Origin of the sequence: Herbaspirillum huttiense, from assembly GCF_004367745.1 — a bacterium.
Taxonomy (GTDB): Bacteria; Pseudomonadota; Gammaproteobacteria; order Burkholderiales; family Burkholderiaceae_D; genus Herbaspirillum; species Herbaspirillum huttiense.
In genome coordinates, this window is the sequence record NZ_CP037993.1 from 3109751 (window position 1) to 3132477 (window position 22727).

The 22727-nt window shown below is 63.7% G+C and carries 19 protein-coding genes; 4 read left to right on the forward strand and 15 right to left on the reverse strand.

Going from position 1 to position 22727, the window contains the following annotated elements; all coding sequences use genetic code 11:
- Positions 1–15 precede the first annotated feature (15 nt).
- The 6 genes from E2K99_RS14025 to urtA form a co-directional block, all read right to left on the reverse strand.
- Positions 16–1047, reverse strand: a complete 1032-nt coding sequence (locus E2K99_RS14025) for an aliphatic amidase (RefSeq protein ID WP_134222616.1) — start codon at positions 1045–1047, stop codon at positions 16–18.
- A gap of 29 nt (positions 1048–1076) precedes the next feature.
- Complete coding sequence (gene urtE, locus E2K99_RS14030) at positions 1077–1766, reverse strand: urea ABC transporter ATP-binding subunit UrtE (RefSeq protein ID WP_034332312.1); 690 nt, start codon at positions 1764–1766, stop codon at positions 1077–1079.
- 25 nt (positions 1767–1791) lie between these two features.
- On the reverse strand, positions 1792–2559 hold the full coding sequence (urtD, locus tag E2K99_RS14035; protein ID WP_134222617.1) for an urea ABC transporter ATP-binding protein UrtD: 768 nt from the start codon (positions 2557–2559) through the stop codon (positions 1792–1794).
- Complete coding sequence (gene urtC / locus E2K99_RS14040) at positions 2556–3761, reverse strand: urea ABC transporter permease subunit UrtC (RefSeq protein WP_166675137.1); 1206 nt, start codon at positions 3759–3761, stop codon at positions 2556–2558. Before urtC ends, urtD begins: the two co-directional genes overlap by 4 nt.
- 49 nt (positions 3762–3810) lie before the next feature.
- Positions 3811–4728 carry an urea ABC transporter permease subunit UrtB gene (gene urtB, locus E2K99_RS14045; protein ID WP_039787923.1) on the reverse strand — a complete coding sequence of 306 codons (918 nt, stop codon included), beginning with the start codon at positions 4726–4728 and terminating at the stop codon, positions 3811–3813.
- Positions 4729–4846: 118 nt separating this feature from the next.
- A complete protein-coding gene (gene urtA / locus E2K99_RS14050; RefSeq protein ID WP_134222619.1) occupies positions 4847–6103 on the reverse strand; it encodes an urea ABC transporter substrate-binding protein in 1257 nt (418 codons plus the stop codon).
- 510 nt (positions 6104–6613) lie between these two features.
- On the opposite strand from urtA, the gene E2K99_RS14055 reads away from it, so the two are divergent.
- Positions 6614–10060: a hybrid sensor histidine kinase/response regulator gene (locus E2K99_RS14055; RefSeq protein ID WP_134222620.1), complete on the forward strand. Its 3447-nt coding sequence runs from the start codon at positions 6614–6616 to the stop codon at positions 10058–10060.
- Positions 10038–11021, forward strand: a complete 984-nt coding sequence (locus E2K99_RS14060; RefSeq protein ID WP_134222621.1) for a response regulator transcription factor — start codon at positions 10038–10040, stop codon at positions 11019–11021. Before E2K99_RS14055 ends, E2K99_RS14060 begins: the two co-directional genes overlap by 23 nt.
- Before the next feature lie 124 nt (positions 11022–11145).
- Here the strand turns inward: E2K99_RS14060 and E2K99_RS14065 are convergent, their stop codons facing one another.
- The gene (locus tag E2K99_RS14065; protein ID WP_134222622.1) at positions 11146–12627 is read right to left on the reverse strand and encodes a SulP family inorganic anion transporter; all 1482 of its coding nucleotides are present in this window, start codon (positions 12625–12627) and stop codon (positions 11146–11148) included.
- A gap of 617 nt (positions 12628–13244) precedes the next feature.
- On the opposite strand from E2K99_RS14065, the gene E2K99_RS14070 reads away from it, so the two are divergent.
- Positions 13245–13442, forward strand: coding sequence for a hypothetical protein (locus E2K99_RS14070; protein WP_008329502.1), 198 nt, complete (start codon positions 13245–13247; stop codon positions 13440–13442).
- 240 nt (positions 13443–13682) lie between these two features.
- Entirely contained in the window at positions 13683–14882 is a 1200-nt protein-coding gene (locus tag E2K99_RS14075) for an alginate lyase family protein (protein WP_134222623.1), read from the forward strand.
- Positions 14883–14937: 55 nt separating this feature from the next.
- Here E2K99_RS14075 and E2K99_RS14080 read toward each other — a convergent pair whose 3' ends face one another.
- From E2K99_RS14080 to E2K99_RS14115, 8 genes are read right to left on the reverse strand one after another with little or no spacing between them, the layout of a single operon-like run.
- Complete coding sequence (locus E2K99_RS14080) at positions 14938–16407, reverse strand: cobyric acid synthase (RefSeq protein ID WP_134222624.1); 1470 nt, start codon at positions 16405–16407, stop codon at positions 14938–14940.
- Positions 16400–17410 carry a threonine-phosphate decarboxylase CobD gene (gene cobD, locus E2K99_RS14085; protein ID WP_134222625.1) on the reverse strand — a complete coding sequence of 337 codons (1011 nt, stop codon included), beginning with the start codon at positions 17408–17410 and terminating at the stop codon, positions 16400–16402. Before cobD ends, E2K99_RS14080 begins: the two co-directional genes overlap by 8 nt.
- Positions 17403–18362 (reverse strand): adenosylcobinamide-phosphate synthase CbiB, encoded by a 960-nt coding sequence (cbiB, locus tag E2K99_RS14090; protein ID WP_134222626.1) that lies wholly within the window; start codon positions 18360–18362, stop codon positions 17403–17405. The genes cobD and cbiB overlap by 8 nt, the downstream gene beginning before the upstream one ends.
- Positions 18356–18967: a bifunctional adenosylcobinamide kinase/adenosylcobinamide-phosphate guanylyltransferase gene (cobU, locus tag E2K99_RS14095; RefSeq protein WP_034329705.1), complete on the reverse strand. Its 612-nt coding sequence runs from the start codon at positions 18965–18967 to the stop codon at positions 18356–18358. The genes cbiB and cobU overlap by 7 nt, the downstream gene beginning before the upstream one ends.
- Positions 18964–19635 carry a 5,6-dimethylbenzimidazole synthase gene (bluB, locus tag E2K99_RS14100; protein WP_134222627.1) on the reverse strand — a complete coding sequence of 224 codons (672 nt, stop codon included), beginning with the start codon at positions 19633–19635 and terminating at the stop codon, positions 18964–18966. The genes cobU and bluB overlap by 4 nt, the downstream gene beginning before the upstream one ends.
- Positions 19632–20966 (reverse strand): cobyrinic acid a,c-diamide synthase CobB, encoded by a 1335-nt coding sequence (locus tag E2K99_RS14105; protein WP_039787945.1) that lies wholly within the window; start codon positions 20964–20966, stop codon positions 19632–19634. The genes bluB and E2K99_RS14105 overlap by 4 nt, the downstream gene beginning before the upstream one ends.
- The gene (gene cobO, locus E2K99_RS14110) at positions 20966–21568 is read right to left on the reverse strand and encodes a cob(I)yrinic acid a,c-diamide adenosyltransferase (RefSeq protein ID WP_134222628.1); all 603 of its coding nucleotides are present in this window, start codon (positions 21566–21568) and stop codon (positions 20966–20968) included. The genes E2K99_RS14105 and cobO overlap by 1 nt, the downstream gene beginning before the upstream one ends.
- A 31-nt stretch (positions 21569–21599) precedes the next feature.
- A complete protein-coding gene (locus tag E2K99_RS14115) occupies positions 21600–22727 on the reverse strand; it encodes a CobW family GTP-binding protein (RefSeq protein ID WP_134222629.1) in 1128 nt (375 codons plus the stop codon).

Genomic DNA, 22727 nt, shown 5'->3' on the forward strand with positions numbered 1-22727 from the left:
CTTGCGCCTTCGGCCTCAGGCTGCCGGCTCGGTGGGAATCCCCGGCATCGGGCATTCGGGCGTACCGGCACTGTTGCGCGTCAATGCCTCGACCTGGGCGCGCGCAGCCTGCGGGTCGTTGACCCAGGTGCGATAGAAGTCGAAAGGACAGTCGGCCACGCCCGCCGGCGATTCGCCCGAATTGATCTTGCCGGTGTAGCCGCGATGCAGGAGCTTGTAGAGGTGGTTCTGCGACTGCCAGTTGCGGCGTGCATCGCGGATGGCCGAGACCGACAGTTCGGCATACTGGATGCCCATCTCCTCGGTACCGCATTCGCCCAGCGTGCGGCCGTCGAAACCGACGATGGCCGAATGGCCGAAGTAGGAATAGACGCCATCGAACCCTGATGCATTGGCCACGGCCACATAGAGGTTGTTCATCCAGGCCATGGCCTTGGAGACCATGATCTGCTGTTCCTTGGCCGGATACATGTAGCCCTGGCAGCGCACCACCAGTTCCGCACCCTTCATGGCGCAGTCGCGCCAGATCTCGGGATAGTTGCCGTCATCACAGATGATGAGGCTGATCTTCAAGCCCTTGGGACCGTCGCAGACGTAGGTGGTATCGCCCGGATACCAGCCCTCGATGGGCGTCCACGGCATGATCTTTCGATACTTCTGCACGATCTCGCCCTGGTCGTTGATGAGGATGAGCGTGTTGTAGGGCACCTTGCGCGGATGCTCCTCATGGCGCTCGCCGGTGAGCGAAAAGACGCCCCACACACCGGCGATGCGGCAGGCTTCGGAAAAGATGGCAGTCTCGTCGCCGGGGATGGTGGCGGCGGTCTCGAACATTTCTTCACGGTCATACATGATGCCGTGGGTGGAATACTCCGGGAACACCACCAGGTCCAGCCCCGGCAATCCCTGCTTCATGCCGACCAGCATGGCGGCGATCTTCCTGGCGTTCTCCAGCACCTCGCCGCGCGTGTGCAGGCGCGGCATCTTGTAGTTCACCACGGCCACGCCGACGGCGTCCCGGCTGGATGAAATGTCTCCGTGTCGCATGGGCTTGCTCCTCTGAAAAGACGGTCGGATCAGACCGACAGATACTTGCTGATGGTGGGCGCATCGACGTTCTCGCGCGTGTCCTCGTAGACGAAGCGGCCCTTGTCGATGACCAGGAAACGGTCCGCAATCTCCAGCGTGAAGCTCAGCACCTGCTCCGAGACCACGATGGTGAGCGCACGGATCTTGCGGATTTCCTTGAGGCTTTTGGCGATGTCCTTGATGATGGAAGGCTGTATCCCTTCAGTCGGTTCATCCAGCAGCAGCACGCGCGGGTTGGTCGCCAGTGCGCGCGCAATGGCCAGTTGCTGCTGCTGCCCGCCGGACAGATTGCCGCCCTTGCGGGTGCGCATGTCATACAGCACCGGGAACAGCGAATACAGTTCATCGGGCACCTTGCCCTTGGCCGATGCGGGCAAGCCGGTCTGGATGTTTTCCAGCACCGTCATGTGCGAAAAGATCATGCGCCCCTGCGGCACGTAGGCCACGCCGCGCTCGACGCGCTGGTGGCTTTCCAGGCCACCGAGTTCCACGCCATCGATGCTGATGCTGCCGCCGCGCAGCGGCAGGATGCCCATCAGGGTCTTGAACAGTGTGGTCTTGCCCATGCCGTTGCGGCCCATGACGGCGACGATTTCTTCCTTGGCCACCGACAGATCGACATCGTGGATGACCTTGCTCTGGCCGTAGCCGGAGGCGAGTTGCGAGACTTTGAACATGGCAGGCTCCGAGGGTGAGGAAAGTTCAGTGACCGAGATAGACATCGATCACCTTGGGATCGGACTGCACCTTCTCCATGCTGCCCTCAGCCAGGATTTTTCCCTGGTGCAGCACGGTGACCTTGTGGGCGATGCTCTTGACGAAATCCATGTCGTGCTCGATCACTACCACCGAGCGGCCCTGGCTGATGCGGCCCAGCAGCTCGGCGGTCTTTTCGCGTTCGGACACGCTCATGCCGGCCACCGGTTCATCCAGCATCAAGAGCTCCGGCTCCTGCATCAGCAGCATGCCGATCTCCAGCCACTGCTTCTGGCCGTGCGAGAGCAGGTCGGCCTGCGTATGCAGCTGTTGGTCCAGGAAGATCTCTGCGGCCACCGCTTCCACCCGCGCCACCACATCCGGCGAACGCTTGAAAGTCAGCGCGCCGAACACCTTGCGGCCACGCGGGAAGGACATCTCAAGGTTCTCGAACACGGAGAGGTTTTCGTAGATGGACGGGGTCTGGAACTTGCGTCCCACGCCTACCCGCACGATGGCGTGCTCGCTCATCTTCGTCAGTTCGTGATTGTTGAACTTGATGCTGCCGGAGGTAGCGCGGGTCTTGCCGCAGATCAAGTCCAGCACCGTGGTCTTGCCCGCACCGTTGGGGCCGATCACCACGCGCACCTCATTGCGCTGCACGTAGAGATTGAGCTTGTCGACTGCCTTGAATCCATCGAAAGACACGGTCAGGTCTTCGATGGCCAGGACCGGATGGGCGTCCGATTCGAAACCGATGACGTTCTCGCTCATTTGCTGGCCTCCAGGGTCGCGCCCGGCTCGATGCCATCGCGCTTGGGTTCAGGGGTGGATGCTCGGGAAACCGGCTTGGCGGCTTCTGCAGCAACGGGTGCTACCGGCTTGGATTGACCGCGCAGCTTGTCCATCAGGCGCTTGCCCTGCGTCTGCCAGAGCCCGGCCAAGCCATTGGGGAAATACATCACCACCGCGATGAAGAGACCGCCCATCAGGAACAGCCACAATTCGGGGAAGGTTTCGGAGAAGTAGGTTTTGCCAAAATTCACCAGCAGCGTTCCGTACACCGCGCCCAGCAGCGACATGCGGCCACCCACTGCAGCAAAGATCACCATTTCGATGGAGGGCACGATACCGACGAAGGACGGCGACATGAAGCCCACCTGCAGCGTGAACATGGCCCCGCCGATAGCCGAGAACATGGCCGCCGCACAGAAGACGAAGACCTTGAAGCTGGCCACGTCATAGCCGGAGAAACGCACCCGTTCTTCCTTGTCGCGCATGGCCACCAGCAGGCGGCCCAGCTTGGAACCGAGCACGTAGCGGCCGAACAGGATGCAGCCGAACAGCAGTCCCGCATTGACGAAATACAGCACCAGCTTGGCATGGTCGGTGCGGATATCCCAGCCCATCAAAGTCTTGAGGTCGGTGATGCCATTGACGCCGCCGGTCAGCCCCTGCTGGCCGATGATGAGGATGGACAGGATGGCCGCAATGGCTTGCGTGACGATGGAGAAATACACATCCCCCACGCGGCGCTTGAACATCGCCAGCCCGATCAGCATGGCCAGCGCGGTCGGCACCACCAGCACGGCAAGAATCGTGAAGGCAAAACTATGGAAGGGCTCCCACATGGCCGGCAAGGCGGTGATCTGGTTCCAGTCCATGAAGTCGGGGATGCCCGGCGTGGACTGGATTTTGGTGCTGATGGGGTCAGAGGCTTCGAGCTTGAGGAACATGGCCATGCAATAGCCGCCCAGGCCGAAGAACACGCCCTGCCCCAGGCTGAGGATGCCGCCGTAGCCCCAGCACAGCACCAGGCCCACGGCCACGAAGGCGTAGGACAGGTATTTGCCCACCAGGTTGAGACGGAACATGTCCATCGTCAGCGGGAACACCACCAGCAGCAGTACCGCCATCACCAGCAGGCCAAGCGCACCGGAGCGCCCGCCCAGCAGTTTTTCATAGGCTGCATTCATCATCGGACCTCGCTCATGTAGTTGGATCGGGAGTGGCCATCTTTCAGATTCATTTGCGCACCTTCGCCGAGAACAGCCCTTGCGGACGCAACATCAGGATCAGGATCACCGCCGACAAGGTCAGCACCTTGGCCATGGAACCGGTCAGGAAGAATTCCGCCGTGGACTGCGTCTGTGCAATCGAGAAGGCCGAGGCGATGGTGCCGATGAGGCTTTGCGCGCCACCGAAGACCACCACCAGGAAGGTATCGACGATGTAGAGCGATCCGCTGGTCGGGCCGGTGGAGCCGATGGTGGTGAAAGCAGCACCGGCCACGCCGGCGACCCCGCAGCCGAGTGCAAAGGTGGTGCGGTCGACCTTGCGGGTATTGATGCCCACGGCCCCGCTCATGACACGGTTCTGCATGGTTGCCCGCACCTGCAAGCCCCAGCGTGAACGGAACAGCAATACGAAGATGGCACCGGTGAGCAGCACCGTGAGGCCCATCATGAAGAGACCGTTCAAGGGGATGTCGATGGCATCGGTCGGCTTGAAGGAACCCATGAGCCAGTCCGGCAAGGTGGCGCTGACTTCCTTGGCGCCGAAGATGGAACGGAAGGTCTGCTGCATCGCCAGCGACAGGCCCCAGGTCGCCAGCAAAGTATCGAGCGGACGCTTGTAGAGGCGGCTGATGAGCAGCAGCTCGGTGAGATAACCCACGCCATAGGCCACGGCGAAGGACAGCACGATGGCCACGAAGAAATAGAACGGCTGCAAGGCCGGCGCATAGGTGGTGGTCAGGTGCGACAGCAGGTAGGTGATGTAGGCGCCGATGGTGAGGAATTCACCGTGGGCCATGTTGATCACGCCCATCTGCCCGAAGATGATGGCCAGGCCCAGCGCCATCAGCAGCAGCACGCAGAAAACCGAGAGGCCATTGAAGCCCTGCATGGCGAAGATGGCGCCGAATTCGGATAGAGAAACCATGATGACTCCCGACGGGGCAGAGTTGCAGATTGGAGAAATGGGCGGCAGCGCCCGCATGTCACTACAGGCGCCACCGCTTTGCTGCACGAAGGGCCGGTGCGGCACCGGCCGGAACGCCTTACTGGTAGCCCTTGGGGAAGGGATTCGGCTCGATCAGTTCGGACTCGTAGACCACCTTGAACTGGCCGTCCTTCTGCGCCTCGCCGATGCGGGTCTTGCTCCACAGGTGATGGTTTTCATGAACCTTGACGTAGCCTTCGGGCGCGGTCTTGAGTTCGATGCCGGGCGAAGCGGCCACCACCTTGTCGACATCGAAGCTGCCGGCTTTTTCCACGGCAGCCTTCCACAGCCAGGGGCCGAGATAGGCCGCCTGGGTCACGTCGCCGATGACCGAATTGGCACCGAACTTGGCCTTGAATTCGGCCACGAATTTCTTGTTGTTGGCGTTGTCGAGACTCTGGAAATACTTCATCGAGGCGAAGAAGCCTTCCACGTTCTCGCCGCCGATGCCCAGCATTTCATCCTCGGTCACCGAGATCGTCAGCAGGTTCTGGGTCTTGGCGGTGACGCCGGCGGCCTTCAACTGCTTGTAGAAGGCGACGTTGGAGCCACCGACCACGTCGGCGAAGATCACGTCGGGCTTTTTCAACTTGATCTTGTTGATGAGCGAACCGAACTGCGTGTTGCCCAGCGGGTAGTATTCCTCGCCCACCACCGAACCCTTGAGCACGCTCTCGATGTGCTTGCGGGCGATCTTGTTGGAAGTCCGCGGCCAGATGTAGTCCGAGCCGACCAGGAAGAAGGTCTTGGCCTTCTTTTCCTTGGCCACCCAGTTCAGGCCCGCCAGCACCTGTTGCGTCGCCTCCTGCCCGGTATAGAACACGTTCTTGGATTGCTCCAGGCCTTCATAGAAGGTGGGGTAATACAGCAGGCCGTTGTCCTTCTCGAACACCGGCAGCACCGCCTTGCGCGAGGCCGAGGTCCAGCAGCCGAAGACGGCAGCCACGCGGTCGTTTTCCAGCAGCTTCTTGGCCTTTTCGGCGAAGGTAGGCCAGTCGCTGGCACCGTCTTCCTGGATGATCTTGATCTTGCGGCCGAGGATGCCGCCCATGGCATTGATCTGGTCGATGGCCAGGCGCTCGGCCTGGATCGAACCGGTCTCGCTGATGGCCATGGTGCCGGTGGCCGAGTGCAGCTGGCCGACCGTGACTTCGGTATCGGTGATGGCCAGCTTGGTGGTGTTGACCTTGGCGGTCGGATACTGCTGGGCCGAGGCCATGCCCGGCAGGGCCGCTGCTGCCGCCCCGGCGGCCAGGCCCATGAGGATCTTGCGGCGTGGGAGCGAGGGAGGATTGGAAGACGAGGAATGCGACATGCGGTACTCCTTTCGGGCGTTGTTGTTGGACTCGGTCTGGGCCATCGTGGCGTCATGCAAGCGGTGAAACGAAGACCGGACAAGTCACTGCCCCGGCAGTGGCGCGGCTCGGGAAACCCCTTCCATCACACGGTTCCGGCGCTTCGTTCTGAGCCGCAGAATAGGTTCGCAGGTGCAGCGCAACAATACGTTGTTTGACGTAAGCCCCCTGCTGGTGCGGCCCGCCGGCCTGCACAGCTTTTGCTCATGGCTTGCCTGCTGTTGGTGCGCACTTTGCGTACAGGGCGTCGGGATGCGGCGACGGCGTCCATGCCGGCTGCCTTTTCTTGGTGAATTCTCATGTCATGCAGACAGGCATCTACGTCATTTGACGTATGCCCTCTTGCTCCGAATGGTTTGAAAATTGCTTGGACATAAACACGAGCCGGGCAGTCAGCCTGCGCTGCAGCACACTGACAAGGCGCTGACGGACATGACCCACCGGAACCCCCGACCCCACCAAGAGCCAACGTGACTCATCCCGCCACTCAACGCATCGTCAAGGTCCGGCGCGACTACAACACCTGGGTCGCCAACGAGACGCTGGAAGACTACGCGCTGCGCTACACGCCGCTGTCCTTTCGCCGCTGGTCCGAATTTCGCCTGGCCAACACGGCGCTGGGGGCCACCTCCTTCCTGGCGCTGGAAGCCATCAGCGGGGCCATCACCCTGAGCTATGGCTTCACCAATGCCTTCTGGGCCATCATCTGCGTGATGGTGCTGTTCTTCGCGACCGGCCTGCCCATCAGCTATTACGCGGCGCGCTACGGGGTGGACATGGACCTGCTCACGCGCGGCGCCGGCTTCGGCTACATCGGCTCGACCATCACCTCGCTGATCTACGCCAGCTTCACCTTCATCTTCTTCGCGCTGGAAGCGGCGATCATGGCGCAGGCCATCGAGATCTATTTCGGCCTGCCGCTGGTGTATGGCTATGTGCTCTGTTCGCTCATCATCATCCCCATGGTGGCCTACGGCATCACCCTGATCAACCGGCTGCAGATGTGGACCCAGCCGCTGTGGCTGGTGCTGCTGGTGCTGCCCTATGCCTGCGTGCTGTACAAGGAACCGGAGGCACTGTCGAACCTGATGAGCTTCGCGGGCCGTGCCGAAGAAGGCAGCTCCTTCAACCTCACGCTCTTCGGCGCGGCCGCCACGGTGGCCTTCTCGTTGATTGCGCAAGTAGGCGAACAGGTCGACTTCCTGCGCTTCCTGCCGCAGAAGACTGCCGCCAATCGTGGCCGCTGGTGGAGCGCCCTGCTGCTGGCCGGACCCGGCTGGATCCTGCTGGGCGGGGCCAAGATGCTGGGCGGCACGCTGCTGGCATTCCTCGCCATCCAGCATGAAGTGCCCATGGTGCGGGCCGTGGAACCAACCCAGATGTACCTGATCGGCTACCAGTACGTGTTCGGCAATCCGGCCTTTGCGCTGGGGGCGGTGGTGCTGTTCGTGGTGGTGTCGCAGATCAAGATCAATGTCACCAATGCCTATGCCGGCTCGCTGGCCTGGTCCAACTTCTTTGCGCGCCTCACGCACAGCCATCCGGGGCGCGTGGTGTGGCTGGTCTTCAACGTGCTGATCGCGGTGCTGCTCATGGAGCTGGGGGTGTTCAATGCGCTGGAACACGTGCTGGCGCTCTACAGCCTGGTGGCCATCTCCTGGATCGGGGCCGTGGTGGCCGATCTGGTCATCAACAAGCCGCTGCGCCTGAGCCCGGCGCACATTGAATTCAAGCGCGCTCACCTGTATGACGTGAATCCCGTTGGTGTCGGTTCAATGGTGATTGCCACCCTGCTCTCCACACTGGCCATGTCGGGCGTGATGGGCAAGACCATTGCCGCGATGGCCCCCTTCATCGCATTGGGGACGGCGCTGGTGACGGCGCCGCTGATCGCGCTGGCCACCGGCAGCCGCTACTACATCGCGCGGCGCGATACGCTGTCCGAGCAGAACTATCGGCCCGTCACGCCCGGACAGGCGCACTCGGTACTGGATTGCGTGATCTGTGGCAATGCGTTCGAGACGCCGGACATGGCGCATTGTCCAGCCTACCAGGGGGCCATCTGTTCGCTGTGCTGTTCACTCGATGCACGCTGCAAGGACCGCTGCAAAACGCCCCGCGCACGCCTGCCCAACCAGATTCTTCATACGCTGCGCCAGCTGATCCCTGCGCGCTTCGCACTCAAGCTCAATACGCGTATCGGGCATTACCTGAGTGTCTTCGGGCTGTTGGCCGGCGGGCTGGCCATCGTGTTGTGGATGCTGTATTTCCAGCAGATGGCCGATCTTTCCGGGCTGAGCTTGTCCGCACCGGATTCGTTGCGGGGCGTCTTCATCAAGCTGTTCTGCCTGCTGCTGGTAGTGGTTGGCGTCGGCGCCTGGTGGCTGGTGCTGACCAACGAGAGCCGTGCCGTGGCCCAGGAGGAATCGGAACGCCAGACCAACCTGCTGCTGCAGGAAATCGAAGCCCACAAACAGACCGATGCCGAACTGCAGCGCGCCAAGGAAGCCGCCGAATCGGCCAACCTGGCCAAGAGCCGCTTCGTGGCCGGCATGAGCCACGAATTGCGCACGCCCCTGAACAGCATCCTCGGCTATGCCCAGATCCTGCACGTGGACGCCACCATCCCGCCGGCCCGCAAGGAAGCCATCGCCATCATCCGCCGCAGTGGAGAACATTTGCTGAGCCTCATCGATGGCCTGCTCGACATCGCCAAGATCGAAGCCGGCAAGATGCGGCTGGCCTCGGACGAGCTGGCGCTGGAAGCCTTCCTGGAACAGATCGTCGGCATGTTCGCGCCACAGGCCGAACAGAAGGGACTGCACTTCCGCTTCGAGAAATCGGGACGCCTGCCGCAGATCGTGCACGCGGACCAGAAGCGGCTGCGCCAGATCCTCATCAACCTGCTGGGCAATGCGGTGAAATTCACCGATCACGGCGGCGTCACGCTCAAGCTGCGCTACGCCCGCGAGATCGCGTATTTCGATGTGATCGACAGCGGCATCGGCATTGCCGACGAGGACCTGGAACGCATCTTCCTGCCCTTCGAGCGCAGCAGCGCCGCCAATCTGCGCGAAGACATCGGCACCGGCCTGGGCTTGGCCATCAGCCGCATGCTGGTGCACATCATGGGCGGCGAACTGAGCGTGCAGAGCAGGGTCGGCCACGGCAGCAGTTTCCATCTCAAAATCTACCTGCCTGAAATACACGTCCCGCGTCCGCGCATCAAGCTGGAAGACCAGATGTCGGGCTACGCCGGTCCTTCTCGCCACATCCTGGTGGTGGACGACCAGGCCTCGCAACGTCGCCTGCTCAGGGACATGCTCATGCCGCTGGGATTCGTGGTGAGCGAAGCCGACAGCGGACTGGCCTGCATGGAGCGTCTGGGACGCGAAATCCCGGACCTGATCCTGCTGGACATCGCCATGCCGCAGATGGATGGCTGGACGGTGGCCCGCGCCATCCGCGCACGCGGACTTGCGCAATTGCCCATCCTGCTGGTCTCGGCCAATGCCTTCGAGAACCTCCATGAGCGCAACGAGCCGCCGCTGGTCAATGATTTCGTGGTCAAGCCGGTCTCGTATCACGAATTGCTGGGCAAGATCCGCCAGCATCTGCAACTGGATTGGGTGGCGAGCATCCTTCCTGCTGTGCCGGCAGAAGTGCCACCGCCATCTGCGGCGCCACAGGCCCTGATGCTGGTGCCACCGCAAGACAAGCTGGCCGCCCTGCTCGAACTGGGCAGCATCGGCTACGCCAAGGAAATCCTGCGCCAGCTCGACGCCATGGAGCGCCAGCAGCCGGCCTACCTGCCCTTCACCACCGAGCTGAGGCAGCTGGTCAAGCAATTCCGATTGAATGAATACGTCACCCGCATCAAGGAGCTGATCCGACATGATCTCAACGACGTTCGATAGACACGTGGTACTGATCGTCGATGACATGCCCGACAACCTGGCCATGTTGTCCGACGCGCTCGATGAGAGCGGCCACATCGTACTGGTCGCCACCGACGGCCTGGCGGCGCTGGAGCGGCTGGATCACATCACGCCCGACCTGATCCTGCTGGATGCGATGATGCCCGGCATCGATGGCTTCGAGACCTGTCGCCGCATCAAGCAGGTCAAGCGCGTGGCGCATGTGCCGGTGGTGTTCATGACGGGCTTGTCGGAGACCGAACACGTGGTGCGCGGCTTCGAGGTCGGCGGCATCGACTACGTGACCAAGCCGATCCGTCCGCAGGAGGTGGTGGCGCGCATTGGTGCGCATATCCGTACTGCGCGCATGATGACGCAGACGCGCGGCATGCTGGAACATGCGGCACATGCGGTGATCGTGCTGGGCGGCAATGGCTTGCCGATGTGGCAGACCAGCAAGGCCTCACAGTGGCTGGAAAAATACTATGGTCCGGCGGCACCGGCCAGTCACAAGCTGCCCGGGCCCTTGCAGGTCTGGCTCAACGAGCAGCTGGTACGGCAGCGCCAGGGCGAGAGCCTGGATCACGTACCGCCGTTGATCGTGCGCCAGCAACAGGATGAACTGCACATCACCCTCTCCGGTCCGGGCCAGGGTCATGGCGTGAGCCTGGTGCTGGAGGAGAAGATCGCCGGCTCGGCGCATCGCGGCGAAGAGCTCATGGTCCTGCCGGCCACTCTGGAAGGTGCACGCCTGACGCCGCGCGAAAGCGACGTGCTGCTCTGGCTGGGCAAGGGCAAGACCAACCGCGACATCGCCGAGATCCTCGGCATGAGCCCGCGTACGGTCAACAAGCACCTGGAACATATTTTCGTGAAGCTGGGGGTGGAGACGAGGTCGGCGGCGGCGGTGCTGGCCAGCAGCCTGACCGGCACCAGCAGCGCCACACAGTTGCTGCAATGAAGTCCACGCAACAAAGGCGGACAAGCCGACACAAGCCGGCCTGCGCCCGTCCGCTGCAAGGCCGCCATGTCACGCGGCCACCCGCATGCCCGGCTGATGGACCGGAGCGCGCTCCTGCGCTCGGTCAATGACCTGTCAGCACATCGGCCCCATCCTTCTTGTCATGCAGGGCAAACCGCTCCACCAGCGTAGCACTGGCTTCGTTCAGACCATGGATATGGACCCGTGCACCCGCGTGCCGCAGTTTGAGGATGATCTTGTCCAGCGCGCCGATGGCGGTGATATCCCAGAAGTGCGCCTGAGTCAGTTCAATGTGGATGTCGCGGGCTACCTGTTGATAGTCGAAGCAATGGACCAGCTGGTCGGCCGAGGCAAAGAAGACCTGACCGGTCACATGGTAGCGTTGCAGCGCTCCCGCACGCTCCGACGTGACGGTGACATTGAGCAGTCGGCTGACCTTCTGCGCAAAGAACACGCCCGACAGCAGCACGCCCGTCACCACACCCTTGGCCAGATCATGGGTCGCCACAGTGACGATGACGGTCGCCAGCATGACCAGGCTGGAGCTGGCCGGATGCGTACGCAGGTTGCGCAGGGAGCGCCAGTTGAAAGTCCCGATGGAGACCATGATCATCACCGCCACCAATGCGGCCATGGGAATCTGCTGCACCCACTGTCCGAGGAAGACCACGAAGATCAATAAAAATGCCCCGGCGGCAAAGGTGGACAGACGAGTGCGTCCACCCGAACGGACATTGATCACGGACTGGCCGATCATCGCGCAACCTGCCATGCCTCCCAAGAAGCCGGTCACCACGTTGGCCATTCCCTGGCCCAGACATTCCCGGTTCTTGTCGCTGCGGGTATCGGTCATGTCGTCGACGATGGTCGCGGTCATCAGTGATTCAAGCAGGCCGACCAGCGTGAGAGTGAGCGAGTACGGAAGTATGATCTGCAAGGTCTGTAGATTGAAGGGAACGTCAGGAAGGAGGAAGCGGGGCAAACTGTCCGGCAATGCGCCCAACTCTCCGACCGTACGGATCGGTAGATGCCATGTCATTGACACGGCCGTCAGCACGATGATGGCCACCAGCGGCGATGGGACCGCGCGGGACAGGTAAGGCAGACCGTAGATGATGACCAGGCCAGCCAGGGTCATGGCATAGACCGGCCACCCCACGTGGGTCAGTTCGGGCAATTGTGCAAGGAAGATCAGAATGGCCAGCGCATTGACGAATCCGGTGATCACCGATTGCGACACAAAACGCATCAGGCGGTCCAGCTTGATCAAGCCGGCAAGGATTTGCAGTACGCCGGTCAGCACCGTGGCGGCCAGCAGATAATCCAGCCCGTGCGTGCGCACCAGGCTGGCCATCACCAGCGCCATGGCCCCGGTGGCCGCCGAGATCATTGCGGCACGGCCACCGAAGAAGGCGATCAGGGTCGCTATCGAAAACGAGGCATAAAGCCCGACCCTGGGATCGACACCGGCGATGAGGGAAAAAGCGATCGCTTCCGGAATCAGAGCCAGTGCGACGACAGGTCCGGCGAGCAAATCGCCGCGGACATTGGAAAACCACTCTTGGCGTATTTTTTGAAGAGACATGGAGATACCTCCCGACCAATCGGCCAGGTCAAAGGGACGCAGCCCATCCAACGGGATGCGCTACGTTCCAGACAATATGGAAACAGGCCCGCGCCCGTGCCATCGCAGCAGGCGCGCACAAGTAAGGCTTGGTGATGGCCCGGATGGAGGACCATCAGCCAGCGATGCGAGGAGAGAGACTTAAGGCGGCGTGACGGAACAGAAATAGCCGCGCGGCAGCCCGGCGCCCGGATAGGCGAGCGCTTCGAGGCACTGCTGCAGGAAGCTCATGCGCCCGACACAGCACGCGGCTGCAACATCGGCATGGAGGGAGGAAGAATACGGCATAGGGGGCATTGTCGCTCCTGACACGCGACCAGGTCAAGGCTTGGCGAGATCTGGCATGCTGAAGCGTCAAACGCAAGAGGTGGCAAGAGCCCGCATGACGCGCCACCAAACCTGGCAGGCAAGCGCCCCTTGGCCACATGCCCAGGCCGGCACCGCCGGGGTACGCTCGGCGGCGCTTGGCCAGTGGCCTGGGTGTCCACGAGCACAATAAAAGCGGACAAGCCGGGTCAGTTTGGCCTATCCTTGCACAGGGCACTCACGCCCATCATCACCGAAGCAAAGGAGTCAACATGCCCAAGAAAGAGAAACTGGACCCGGAAACCGAAGCCCTGATCCAATGGTGTACCGAAGTCGAGCAATTCCTGGTCAAGGGCGGTGCCACGCTGGACCAGGCACAAGAGCACATCGAGGAACAGGTCGAATGGTTCACTGACCTCTACTACGATGGCCTCACCCCGGAAGAAGCCGCCAAGGAAGCCCTGGCCTGATTCTCATCCGCCACTCCCCCAACCGCATCCCGGCCCGCAAGGCCGGGATTTTCTTTGGCTGACACGCCGCACCGTGACACCGGGACCGCCGGGGCAGGCCACCATTCACAGGACAAGGCAAGTGAAACGTCTGTGATCTGAGCTGAACCCGGCCAACGTAACGCAGTCAGAGGACGAGCCTGGTTCAGTGATGCCAGGCTTTGCAGGACACTCCATTGTTGCTCCTTGGACGCGCACACCATGCTGACAATTTTCTTGCAGACCACCCGAACCACACTGCGTACCGCCTTGCTTTGCCTGTGCGCGGGATGCACGCCGCTGGCGCTGGCCGAAGGCAGCGCCTTCGTTCATCCGGGCGGCCTGCACACCACCGCCGATTTCACCCGGATCAAGACCCGCCTGGCCGCCATGGACCAGCCTTGGACTGCAGGCTGGCAGCGCCTCACCGGCAACCGCCACGCCGGCCTCGACTGGCAGCCGGCGGCGGTCCCCGTGATCTATCGCGGCAAGGATGGAGCCGGACATGCAGAAAACTACAGCCGCCTCTTCAACGATGCGGCCGCAGCCTATGCCCTGGCCCTGCGCTGGAAAATCAGCGGCGACGATCGCTATGCCGCGCGCGCGACGCTCCTGCTTGACGCATGGGCCAGCACCTTGCAGGCTATCGAAGGCAGTTCGGACCGCTTCCTGGCATCGGGCATCTATGGCTACCAGCTGGCCAACGCAGGAGAACTCCTGCGCGACTATCCACATTGGCCCGGCGGCGGCTTCAACGCGTTCAAGGACATGATGCTGCGGGTCTTCTACCCGATGAATCACGACTTCCTCACCCGCCACAATGGGGCCCGCATCGATCACTACTGGGCCAACTGGGACCTCGCCAACATGAGTTCGATGATGGCGATCGGGATCCTGGCCGATCGCCAAGATCTCTACCAGGAAGCCGTCCGCTACTTCAAGCAGGGAGCCGGCAATGGTGCCATCAACAATCTGGTCTGGACGCTCCATCCCGACGGCCTTGGCCAGATCCAGGAAAGCGGTCGCGACCAGGGACACAGCCTGCTGGACCTGGCCCTTGCCGGCGCGTTCTGCCAGATGGCCTGGAACCAGGGTGATGACCTGTTCGGGTACGAGAATAACCGGCTGCTGCGCGGTGCCGAATATGTGGCGCGCTACAACCTGGGCGATACCGTTCCCTTCACGCCTTATCACAACAGCGACGTGACGCAGGAGACCATCTCACCCGCAGGCCGTGGCGAACTGCGTCCGATCTGGGAACTGCTGTACCAGCACTATGCGGTGCTCAAAGGCCTGCCCGCGCCCGCCGTACAACGCTTTGCCGAGAAGGTGCGGCCAGAGGGAGGCGGCGGCGACTACGGACCCAACAGCGGTGGTTACGATCAGACCGGCTATGGCACCTTGATGTACACCTTGCGTTAGCAAGCCACCCCTCCCGGCAGCGCCAGACAATCAGACGTGCGTCTGGCCTGCCGTATTACTTCAGCGCAAACCGCGTCGGCACCCGCTGCAGGGCGTCATACAAGGGCCGGCAGGATTCGGCCAGACGCTCCAGGCTGGCCTCGCGCAGCGCGTCCAGATCCACCGGCTCCGTTCCCGCCAGTCCGGCCCAGGCCAGCAGCGCACCGAAGGCTTGCGGCGTATCGAACATGCCATGCAGGTAGCTGCCCAGGATCTGACCATCTTCCGATTGCGCACCCTCGCCGCGCCCGTCGATCACGAACGCAGGACGCCCCAGCGCCGGGCCGGAGGACACGCCCATGTGGATCTCGTAGCCACTGACCGTTGCAGCCGTCTCAGCGAAGGCGCATTGGCCGACCACCTGAAGCAGTTTCTTCTCACGCGTCAATTCGGTACGCATCGGCAGCAAGCCGAGGCCGACACTGCTGCCGGGCGCACCTTCCACACCATGCGGATCGTCCACGCTCTCCCCCAGCATCTGGAAGCCGCCACAGATGCCGATGAGCTTGCCGCCATAGCGCAGGTGCCGCGCGATGGCCGTGTCCCAGCCGTGTTCCCGCAGCCAGCGCAGGTCACCGCGCGTGTTCTTGCTGCCGGGCAGGATGATGAGATCGGCGGGCGGCACCGGCTGACCGGGCCCGATGAAACGCAGGTCCACACCGGGATGGGCGCGCAGCGCGTCAAAGTCGGTGTGGTTGCTGATGCGCGGAAAGACCGGCACCACAATGCGGAAATCGCCCTTGACTTCCTGCGTGGCCGCCACGGCATCCTCGGCATCGAGATGCAGTCCGTGCAGGTAAGGCAGCACCGCCAGCACGGGCTTGCCGGTGCGGGCTTCGAGCCAATCCAGGCCGCCCTGCAAGAGACTGATATCGCCCCGAAAACGATTGATGACGAAGCCGATCACGCGCTCGCGCTCACTCTCGGAAAGACAATCGAGGGTGCCGGTCAGATGGGCGAAGACGCCGCCCCGGTCGATGTCGGCCACGATGATGACCGGGCAATCGACCGCTTCCGCAAAGCCCATGTTCGCGATGTCGCGCGCGCGCAGGTTGATCTCGGCCGGACTGCCCGCCCCTTCCACGATCACGCAGGCATATTGCGTGCGCAGACGCTCGTAGGATTGCAGCACGGCCTGCATGGCTTCGGTCTTGTAGCGGTGATAGTCACGGGCGTTCATATCCGCGCGCACCTTGCCATGCACGATGACCTGAGCGCCGGTATCGCTGGAAGGTTTCAGCAGCACCGGGTTCATATCGGTGTGGGGCGCGATGCCGGCGGCCTGGGCCTGCAGGGCCTGGGCCCGTCCGATCTCGCCGCCATCGCTGGTGACGGCGCTGTTAAGGGCCATGTTCTGCGGCTTGAAGGGGGCGACGCCGATGCCATCCTTCTTCAGCAGGCGACACAGCGCAGCGGCCAAGGTACTCTTGCCGGCATCCGACGTGGTGCCCTGGATCATCAAGGTATGGAAGGGAAAATCAGCCACGTTGGCTCCATGTGTTCAAGGCATCTTGCAGACGCGTCCAGCCCGCTTCATCCGGCGGCAGGCCGAGCCGAATGCCACCGGCGCCGCGCGTGAAGAGGCGCACCCAGATGCCGGCACGCGCCATCGATTCATGAAACACCTGCGCCTCGGGCTCGAGCCACCACTGGAACAGCGCCGTACCACTGGCGCGGATGCCGTGCTGCGCCAGCAGCGCATGCAGGCGTTCGCCTTCGGCCAGCAAGGTCTGCAGCGTGGCGGCCTGCCATGGTCGATCACACAGCGCGGCGCTGCCGATCTGCTGGGCCGGGCCGCTGATGGACCAGGGACCGAGCCAGTCGGCCAGCGTCTCCAGCACGGCGGGCGCAGCCCCCACGAAACCCAGCCGCAAACCGGCCAGGCCAAAAAACTTGCCGACCGACCGCAGCACGATCAGGCCCGGCTGGTCGCCGTGGGCGGCCACGCTGTGGCCTTGCACGGTGTCGGCAAAGGCCTCATCGACCACCAGCCAGCCACCGCGTGCGGCCAGCAGCGCCGCCCAGCGTAATACATCCTCCGGTGCCACCATGGCACCGGTCGGGTTATTGGGATTGCACAGGACCAGCACCTCGCAGTGCGACTCACGGACCGCCTCATCCAGATCGTCATACGGCACCTCCCGCACGGCATGCCCTGCACGCCGCCAGCAGTGGGCGTGTTCGGCATAGATGGGGGCCGCGACCACCACCTGTGCCGGTCGGCCTTGCTGTTGCAGGCGCAGTTGCGGCAATGCCTGTATCGCCGCTTGCGTGCCCGCCACGGCCAGCAGGCGGGGCGCGCCGTAATACGCGCAGGCGGCCTGTTCCAGCGCGTGCGAGGGCTCGGGCAGGCGATGCCATGCATCGGGCGCAGGTGCAGGGGCCGGGTAAGGACGCGGATTGATGCCGGTAGAGAGGTCCAGCCATTCACTGCGCGCACGGCCGTAATGGCGTGCCGCGTCGTTGAGATTGCCGCCGTGTTCAAGCATGGTGCGCTCCCGTTCCGACTGCGAGGGTCAGCACTGCCAGTGCGCTGACCACGGCCACCCACAACGCCGTGGTCATCGCCACCAGACGCCAGGCGCGCACGATGTCCGGCCCTTGCGGCGGCAGGCCACGTCCCAGCGGCGGGCGCTCTTCGACTTCACCGTCGTAGATGGCAGGTCCGCCCAGGGCCAGGCCCAGTGCGCCTGCTCCGGCAGCCATCACGGGGCCGGCATTGGGGCTGCTCCATGCGGGTGCCTGTGCTTTCCAGCAATCCAAGGCCTGGCGACGTTGCCCCAGCCACGCGTAGGAGAACGCGGTCAGGCGGGCAGGCAGCCAGTTGAGGACGTCATCGATGCGGGCGGCAGACCAGCCAAAATACCGGAAGCGCCCATTGCGATAGCCCCACATGGCATCCAGCGTATTGGCCAGCCGGAACAGCAACGCCCCCGGACCACCCGCCACCAGAAACCAGAACAAGGTGCCGAAGACGGCATCGTTGCCATTCTCCAGCAGGGATTCAACGCCCGCCTTGGCCAGTTCGGCCTCCCCGGACTCACGCGTATCCCGGCTGACGATGTACGAGGTCAGCCGCCGCGCCAATGGCAGATCGCCTTGCGCCAGCGCCTGGGCAATCGGCAGCGTATGTTCGCGCAGGCTGCGCAGGCCGATGCAGAAATACAGCAGCGCCGCATGCGCCAGCGCGGCCAGCCATCCCGGCAATACGGCAATGATCCAGGCGCAAGCCAGCACCGGCGGCAACACCGCCAGGCACCAAGCCAGCACGCCGCGCAGACGCAGCGCGGGAGCGTGATTGAGCCTGCCCTCGATGCGCTTGGCCAGGTTGCCGAAGCCGACCAGCGGATGCCAGCGCCGCGCCTCGCCCAGCAGCAGGTCCAGCGCGATGCCCAGCGCCATCAGTGCGGCCAGCGCGGGCCACGACAGCCCGCTCAGCATGGATGGTCCTTGAAGGTCAGCGGCAGGCCGGCCGCCACCCATTGCACGCGTTCGCAAAGCGCGGCCACAGCCTGGTTCAAGCGGCCCGCCTCGTCAACAAACCAGCGCGAGATCGCCCCCTGCGGCACGATGCCCATGCCCACTTCATTGGAGACCAGGATCACGGTGCCCTGCACTTCCTGCAAGGCGCGCAGGAAATCCACGCGCTGCTGCGTGAAGGCCAGCGGCGGCGTGATCGGCCCTACCTCCGGATAGTCCACGCCCTCGGCGAAGAGCAGGTTGGCCAGCCAGACGGTGAGGCAGTCGACCAGCACCACGGACTCGGGCCGGCTCAGGCTGCGCAGCGCCTGACCCAATGCCAGCGGTTCTTCCACGGTGCTCCAGTGGCCGCCCAGCGCGCGGCGGCGCTGCTGGTGATGGGCGATGCGTTCCTGCATCTCGGCATCGTCGCGGCTGGCGGCGCGATTGGCGGTGGCCAGATAGACGATCTCCTGCGGACCGGACTGCGCCGCCGCCAGGGCCAGGCGTTCTGCGTGGGCACTCTTGCCGCTGCGGGCGCCGCCGAAGATGAGGCTCCGATGTCGGGTTGAGATTGGGGAAGTCATGCTTGTGATGCTCCTTGCACGGGCCAGCGGTCTTCAAAGACCAGGTCCTGCAGACGTTGGCGGGTCGCCCATTGCTCCTGCTCCAGCATGGGCTTGTCATAGAATGCGGGCACGTGGCCCAGGCACAGCACCGCCACCGGTTCGGCGCCTTCCGGCAGATGCAGCAATTGCGCCAGTGCCACCGGATCGAAGAGCGACACCCAACCCATCCCCAGCCCTTCGGCACGGGCGGCCAGCCACATGTTCTGCAGCGCGCAGGACAGCGAAGCCAGGTCCATCTGCGGCAGGGTGCGGCGGCCGAAGATATGGGCCTCGCGCTGGTCCATCAGGGCTGCGACCAGCACCTCGCCACACTCGCGGATACCTTCCACCTTCAGTCGCATGAATTCGTCTTCGCGCTGATCCAGTGCGCGGGCAGTGGCGATGCGTTCCCGCTCCACCAGGGCATGGATCTGCTGGCGCAGCGCCTGGCTGCGGATGCGAATGAAACGCCACGGCTGCATGAAGCCCACACTGGGACCGTGATGGGCCGCCTGCAGCAGGCGTTCCAGCAGTTCAGGCGCGACCGCATCGGGCAGGAAATGGCGCATGTCGCGCCGCTCGCGAATGACGCGGTAGACCGCATCGATCTGCGCCTGCGGATAGCGGTGAGAGACGCCCTCGCTCATGAGGCCGCCCCTCCCAGCAGCGCTGCCACCGTACGCGGTGCTGAGCGGAAATAGGCGTGCAAATAGCTGGCCGTGACCTTGCCACGGCGATAGACGACCTCCCCTTCGGACGAATCGAAGAGACGCTCGCCACGCGCGATGAACTCCGCTCCGACCACCGCACGCGAATAGTGGAAGGTATGGCAGCGCAGATGCTCGCCGACTGCGCCGGGCAGGTTCAGCTGCAAGGTCTGGTAACCCAGTCCCTGCAGGCGCGGCTGCACCGTGGCCTGGCCGGGCAGGATGCCGCACAGCTGGCCGCTGCTGCCGTCACCGGCAATGACCGTCTCCAGCAGGAACAGCATACCGCCGCATTCCGCATAGAGCGGCTTGCCGGCCCCGGCATGGGCGCGCAGGCTGGATTGGGTCCGTTGCGCGGCCTGCAAGGCTGGCAGGTGCAGTTCCGGATAACCGCCCGGCAGCCAGACCGCGTCGCACTCCGGGACCGCTTCATCGGCCAGCGGCGAGAAGAAGGTCACGCTGGCCCCCATCAGCGCCAGCAGATCGAGGTTGGCGGGGTAGATGAAGGAAAACGCCAGATCGCGCGCCACGGCGATGGTTTTGCCCTCCAGCAGGCGCGGGAATGCGCGTTCCGGCGGGGGCGTACCGAAGTCCACTTCCGGAGGCAGATTGGCCAGTGAAGTAGCGGACATTCTTTCGGCCACGGCATCCAGGCGCGCATCCAGATCGGCGATCTCGGGCGCAGCCACCAGGCCCAGGTGGCGCTCCGGCAAGGCGAATTGCATGTCGCGCTGCAAGCCGGTCAGCAGCGGCACAGAAGGACGTGCATTCTGCAGGCCCTGGCGCAGCATCTGCGCATGGCGCGGACTGGCCACGCCATTGGCCAGCACCCCGGCGAACTTCAGCTCGGGACGATAGGCCAGCAAGCCTTGCGCCAGCGCGCCGATGGTCTGGCCCATGCCGCGCGCATTGATGACGGCCACGATGGGAATGCCCAGCAACTGCGCCAGATCGGCACTGCTGGGCTCGCCATCGAAGAGGCCCATCACGCCCTCCACCAGCAGCACATCGGATTCGGCAGCGGCCAGTGCCACCTGGCGGCGGCAGTGATCCTCCCCGCCCAGCCACAGGTCGAGGTTGGCCACCGGCTGGCCGCTGGCCTGCTGCAGCACCATCGGATCGAGGAAATCCGGGCCGGTCTTGAACACCCGCACCCGCTTGCCCTGGTGGCGATACAAGCGTGCCAGGGCGGCGGTGATGGTGGTCTTGCCGTGGCCCGAGGCCGGGGCCGAGATGAACAGGGCCGGGCAACGATATTGCGGGGCAGACATCAGAACTCCACGCCTTTCTGCGCCTTCACGCCCTGCTCCTTGTAGGGATGTTTCAGCGGGCGCATCTCGCTGACCAGGTCGGCCTGTTCAATCAAGGCCTCCGGCGCATGGCGGCCGGTGACGACGATGTGCAGCATCTCGCGGCGTGCCGCGAAGACACGCAGCACCTCCTCCAGATCGAGATACTGGTATTTCAGGACGATGTTGAGTTCATCCAGGATCACCATGTCATAGCTCGGATCTTCGATCATGCGTACGGCCTCGGCCCAGCCGTGTGCGGCGGTGCGCATGTCGGCGTCGCGGTCCTGGGTATCCCAGGTGTAGCCTGCGCCGACGACATGGAAGTCACAGTGGGCGTGCCCGCCGAGAAAGTCACGCTCAGCGCTGTAGAGCGCGCCCTTGATGAACTGCACCACGCCCAGCTTCATGCCGTGGCCGAGGATGCGCATGCCCATGCCGAAGGCGGCGCTGGACTTGCCCTTGCCGGTCCCGGTGTTGACGATCAGGAGACCCTTTTCCTTCTGGGCGGCGGCCTTCTTCTTCTCGAAGCCCTCCTTGTGACGCTGGGTCATGCGCTTGTGCGATTCGGGATCGGTTTTCATGGTGAGGTTCTTTCCTGGTGCTGCAACAAAATCAAATCCATTCGGTGCCGGTCAACGACGACAGCAACTGCGCCACGCGCGCGCGACTGGGGTGGTAGCCGATGAAGACCAGCTCAGAGCCCCCTGCGCTCTTGCCACCCTGCGCACTGGCCACGACGGCGCGCGCACGCACGGCTTGCAGCAATTGCGTGCCGCCCTCGCCGGTGGCGATGAAACCCTTGGTCCGCAGGATGGGCTGGTCCAGCGCCACGGCCACCACCGCACGGCGCAGGGACTCCGGCGCCTGTGCTGCCTGGCTGCGCAGCGTGAAGGATTGCCAGCCGGGATCCTGCTCATGGAAATGCTTGTGGGTGGACAAGCCATGGCTGTGCGCGCCCAGCCCGGAGTGCGCATGTCCATTGAAGCGCCACTGGTCCGCCGCCACGGTGGCGCGTTCGCCCGGCATGCCCACCGGCGTGTAATGGTGATGCACGGTGCTGCCTGCCTGGTGCAGGCGCAGGCCGAGTGCGAGACGGATGTCCAGTCTGGCCCCATAGGCCAGCTCCAGGAAACGCACGTTCGGTGCCAGTGCGCGCACGGTCTCTTCGGCCTGCAGCAGCGGTGCTTCTTCCATGCCATCGATCTTGTTCAGCACCACCACGTCGGCGCATTCCAGCTGCTGGCGGAACAGCTGCGCCGTCGCATCGCGCACGGCGTCACCGCTAGCAAAGGCTTCTTCCAGCAGCAGCGGCGTGTCGACCACGGCCAGCGTGGCATCGAGCACGAAGTGCGGGGCCAGTTCCGGCGATTGCAGCACTTCCATGACGGCACTGGGCAGGGCCAGGCCGGACGTCTCGATGAGCACGTGATCGATCTGCGCCCGCCGTGCGGCCAGGGCCAGCATGGCGGGGACGAAATGTTCATCGTCGCCATAGGCGATGAGGCCATGGGCGAAATCCTGGATCTGTACGTGACCCTGCGCATCCCCTTCGGCACGCAGCAGGTCGCCATCGATGGCGACCTCACCGAATTCATTGATGAGCAAGGCCAGGCGGCGCGACTGGCGACGCTGGACCAGCCCGCGCAGCAAGGTCGTCTTGCCGGCACCGAGGAAACCCGTCACCACGGTGACCGGTATCGGCGGCAATGGCGGCGGCAAGGTAGAGACGACGCTGGCCAT

What these genes read in the sequence shown, in the direction of transcription:
- E2K99_RS14025 (WP_134222616.1), bottom strand. Translation starts at nt 1,047, where the DNA reads ATGCGACACGGAGACATTTCATCCAGCCGGGACGCCGTCGGCGTGGCC.
- urtB (WP_039787923.1), bottom strand. Translation starts at nt 4,728, where the DNA reads ATGGTTTCTCTATCCGAATTCGGCGCCATCTTCGCCATGCAGGGCTTC.
- E2K99_RS14060 (WP_134222621.1), top strand. Translation starts at nt 10,038, where the DNA reads ATGATCTCAACGACGTTCGATAGACACGTGGTACTGATCGTCGATGAC.
- urtD (WP_134222617.1), bottom strand. Translation starts at nt 2,559, where the DNA reads ATGAGCGAGAACGTCATCGGTTTCGAATCGGACGCCCATCCGGTCCTG.
- urtC (WP_166675137.1), bottom strand. Translation starts at nt 3,761, where the DNA reads ATGAATGCAGCCTATGAAAAACTGCTGGGCGGGCGCTCCGGTGCGCTT.
- bluB (WP_134222627.1), bottom strand. Translation starts at nt 19,635, where the DNA reads ATGAGCGAGGGCGTCTCTCACCGCTATCCGCAGGCGCAGATCGATGCG.
- cobO (WP_134222628.1), bottom strand. Translation starts at nt 21,568, where the DNA reads ATGAAAACCGATCCCGAATCGCACAAGCGCATGACCCAGCGTCACAAG.
- E2K99_RS14065 (WP_134222622.1), bottom strand. Translation starts at nt 12,627, where the DNA reads ATGTCTCTTCAAAAAATACGCCAAGAGTGGTTTTCCAATGTCCGCGGC.
- E2K99_RS14070 (WP_008329502.1), top strand. Translation starts at nt 13,245, where the DNA reads ATGCCCAAGAAAGAGAAACTGGACCCGGAAACCGAAGCCCTGATCCAA.
- urtA (WP_134222619.1), bottom strand. Translation starts at nt 6,103, where the DNA reads ATGTCGCATTCCTCGTCTTCCAATCCTCCCTCGCTCCCACGCCGCAAG.
- cobU (WP_034329705.1), bottom strand. Translation starts at nt 18,967, where the DNA reads ATGACTTCCCCAATCTCAACCCGACATCGGAGCCTCATCTTCGGCGGC.
- E2K99_RS14075 (WP_134222623.1), top strand. Translation starts at nt 13,683, where the DNA reads ATGCTGACAATTTTCTTGCAGACCACCCGAACCACACTGCGTACCGCC.
- E2K99_RS14115 (WP_134222629.1), bottom strand. Translation starts at nt 22,727, where the DNA reads ATGGCCAGCGTCGTCTCTACCTTGCCGCCGCCATTGCCGCCGATACCG.
- cbiB (WP_134222626.1), bottom strand. Translation starts at nt 18,362, where the DNA reads ATGCTGAGCGGGCTGTCGTGGCCCGCGCTGGCCGCACTGATGGCGCTG.
- cobD (WP_134222625.1), bottom strand. Translation starts at nt 17,410, where the DNA reads ATGCTTGAACACGGCGGCAATCTCAACGACGCGGCACGCCATTACGGC.
- E2K99_RS14105 (WP_039787945.1), bottom strand. Translation starts at nt 20,966, where the DNA reads ATGTCTGCCCCGCAATATCGTTGCCCGGCCCTGTTCATCTCGGCCCCG.
- urtE (WP_034332312.1), bottom strand. Translation starts at nt 1,766, where the DNA reads ATGTTCAAAGTCTCGCAACTCGCCTCCGGCTACGGCCAGAGCAAGGTC.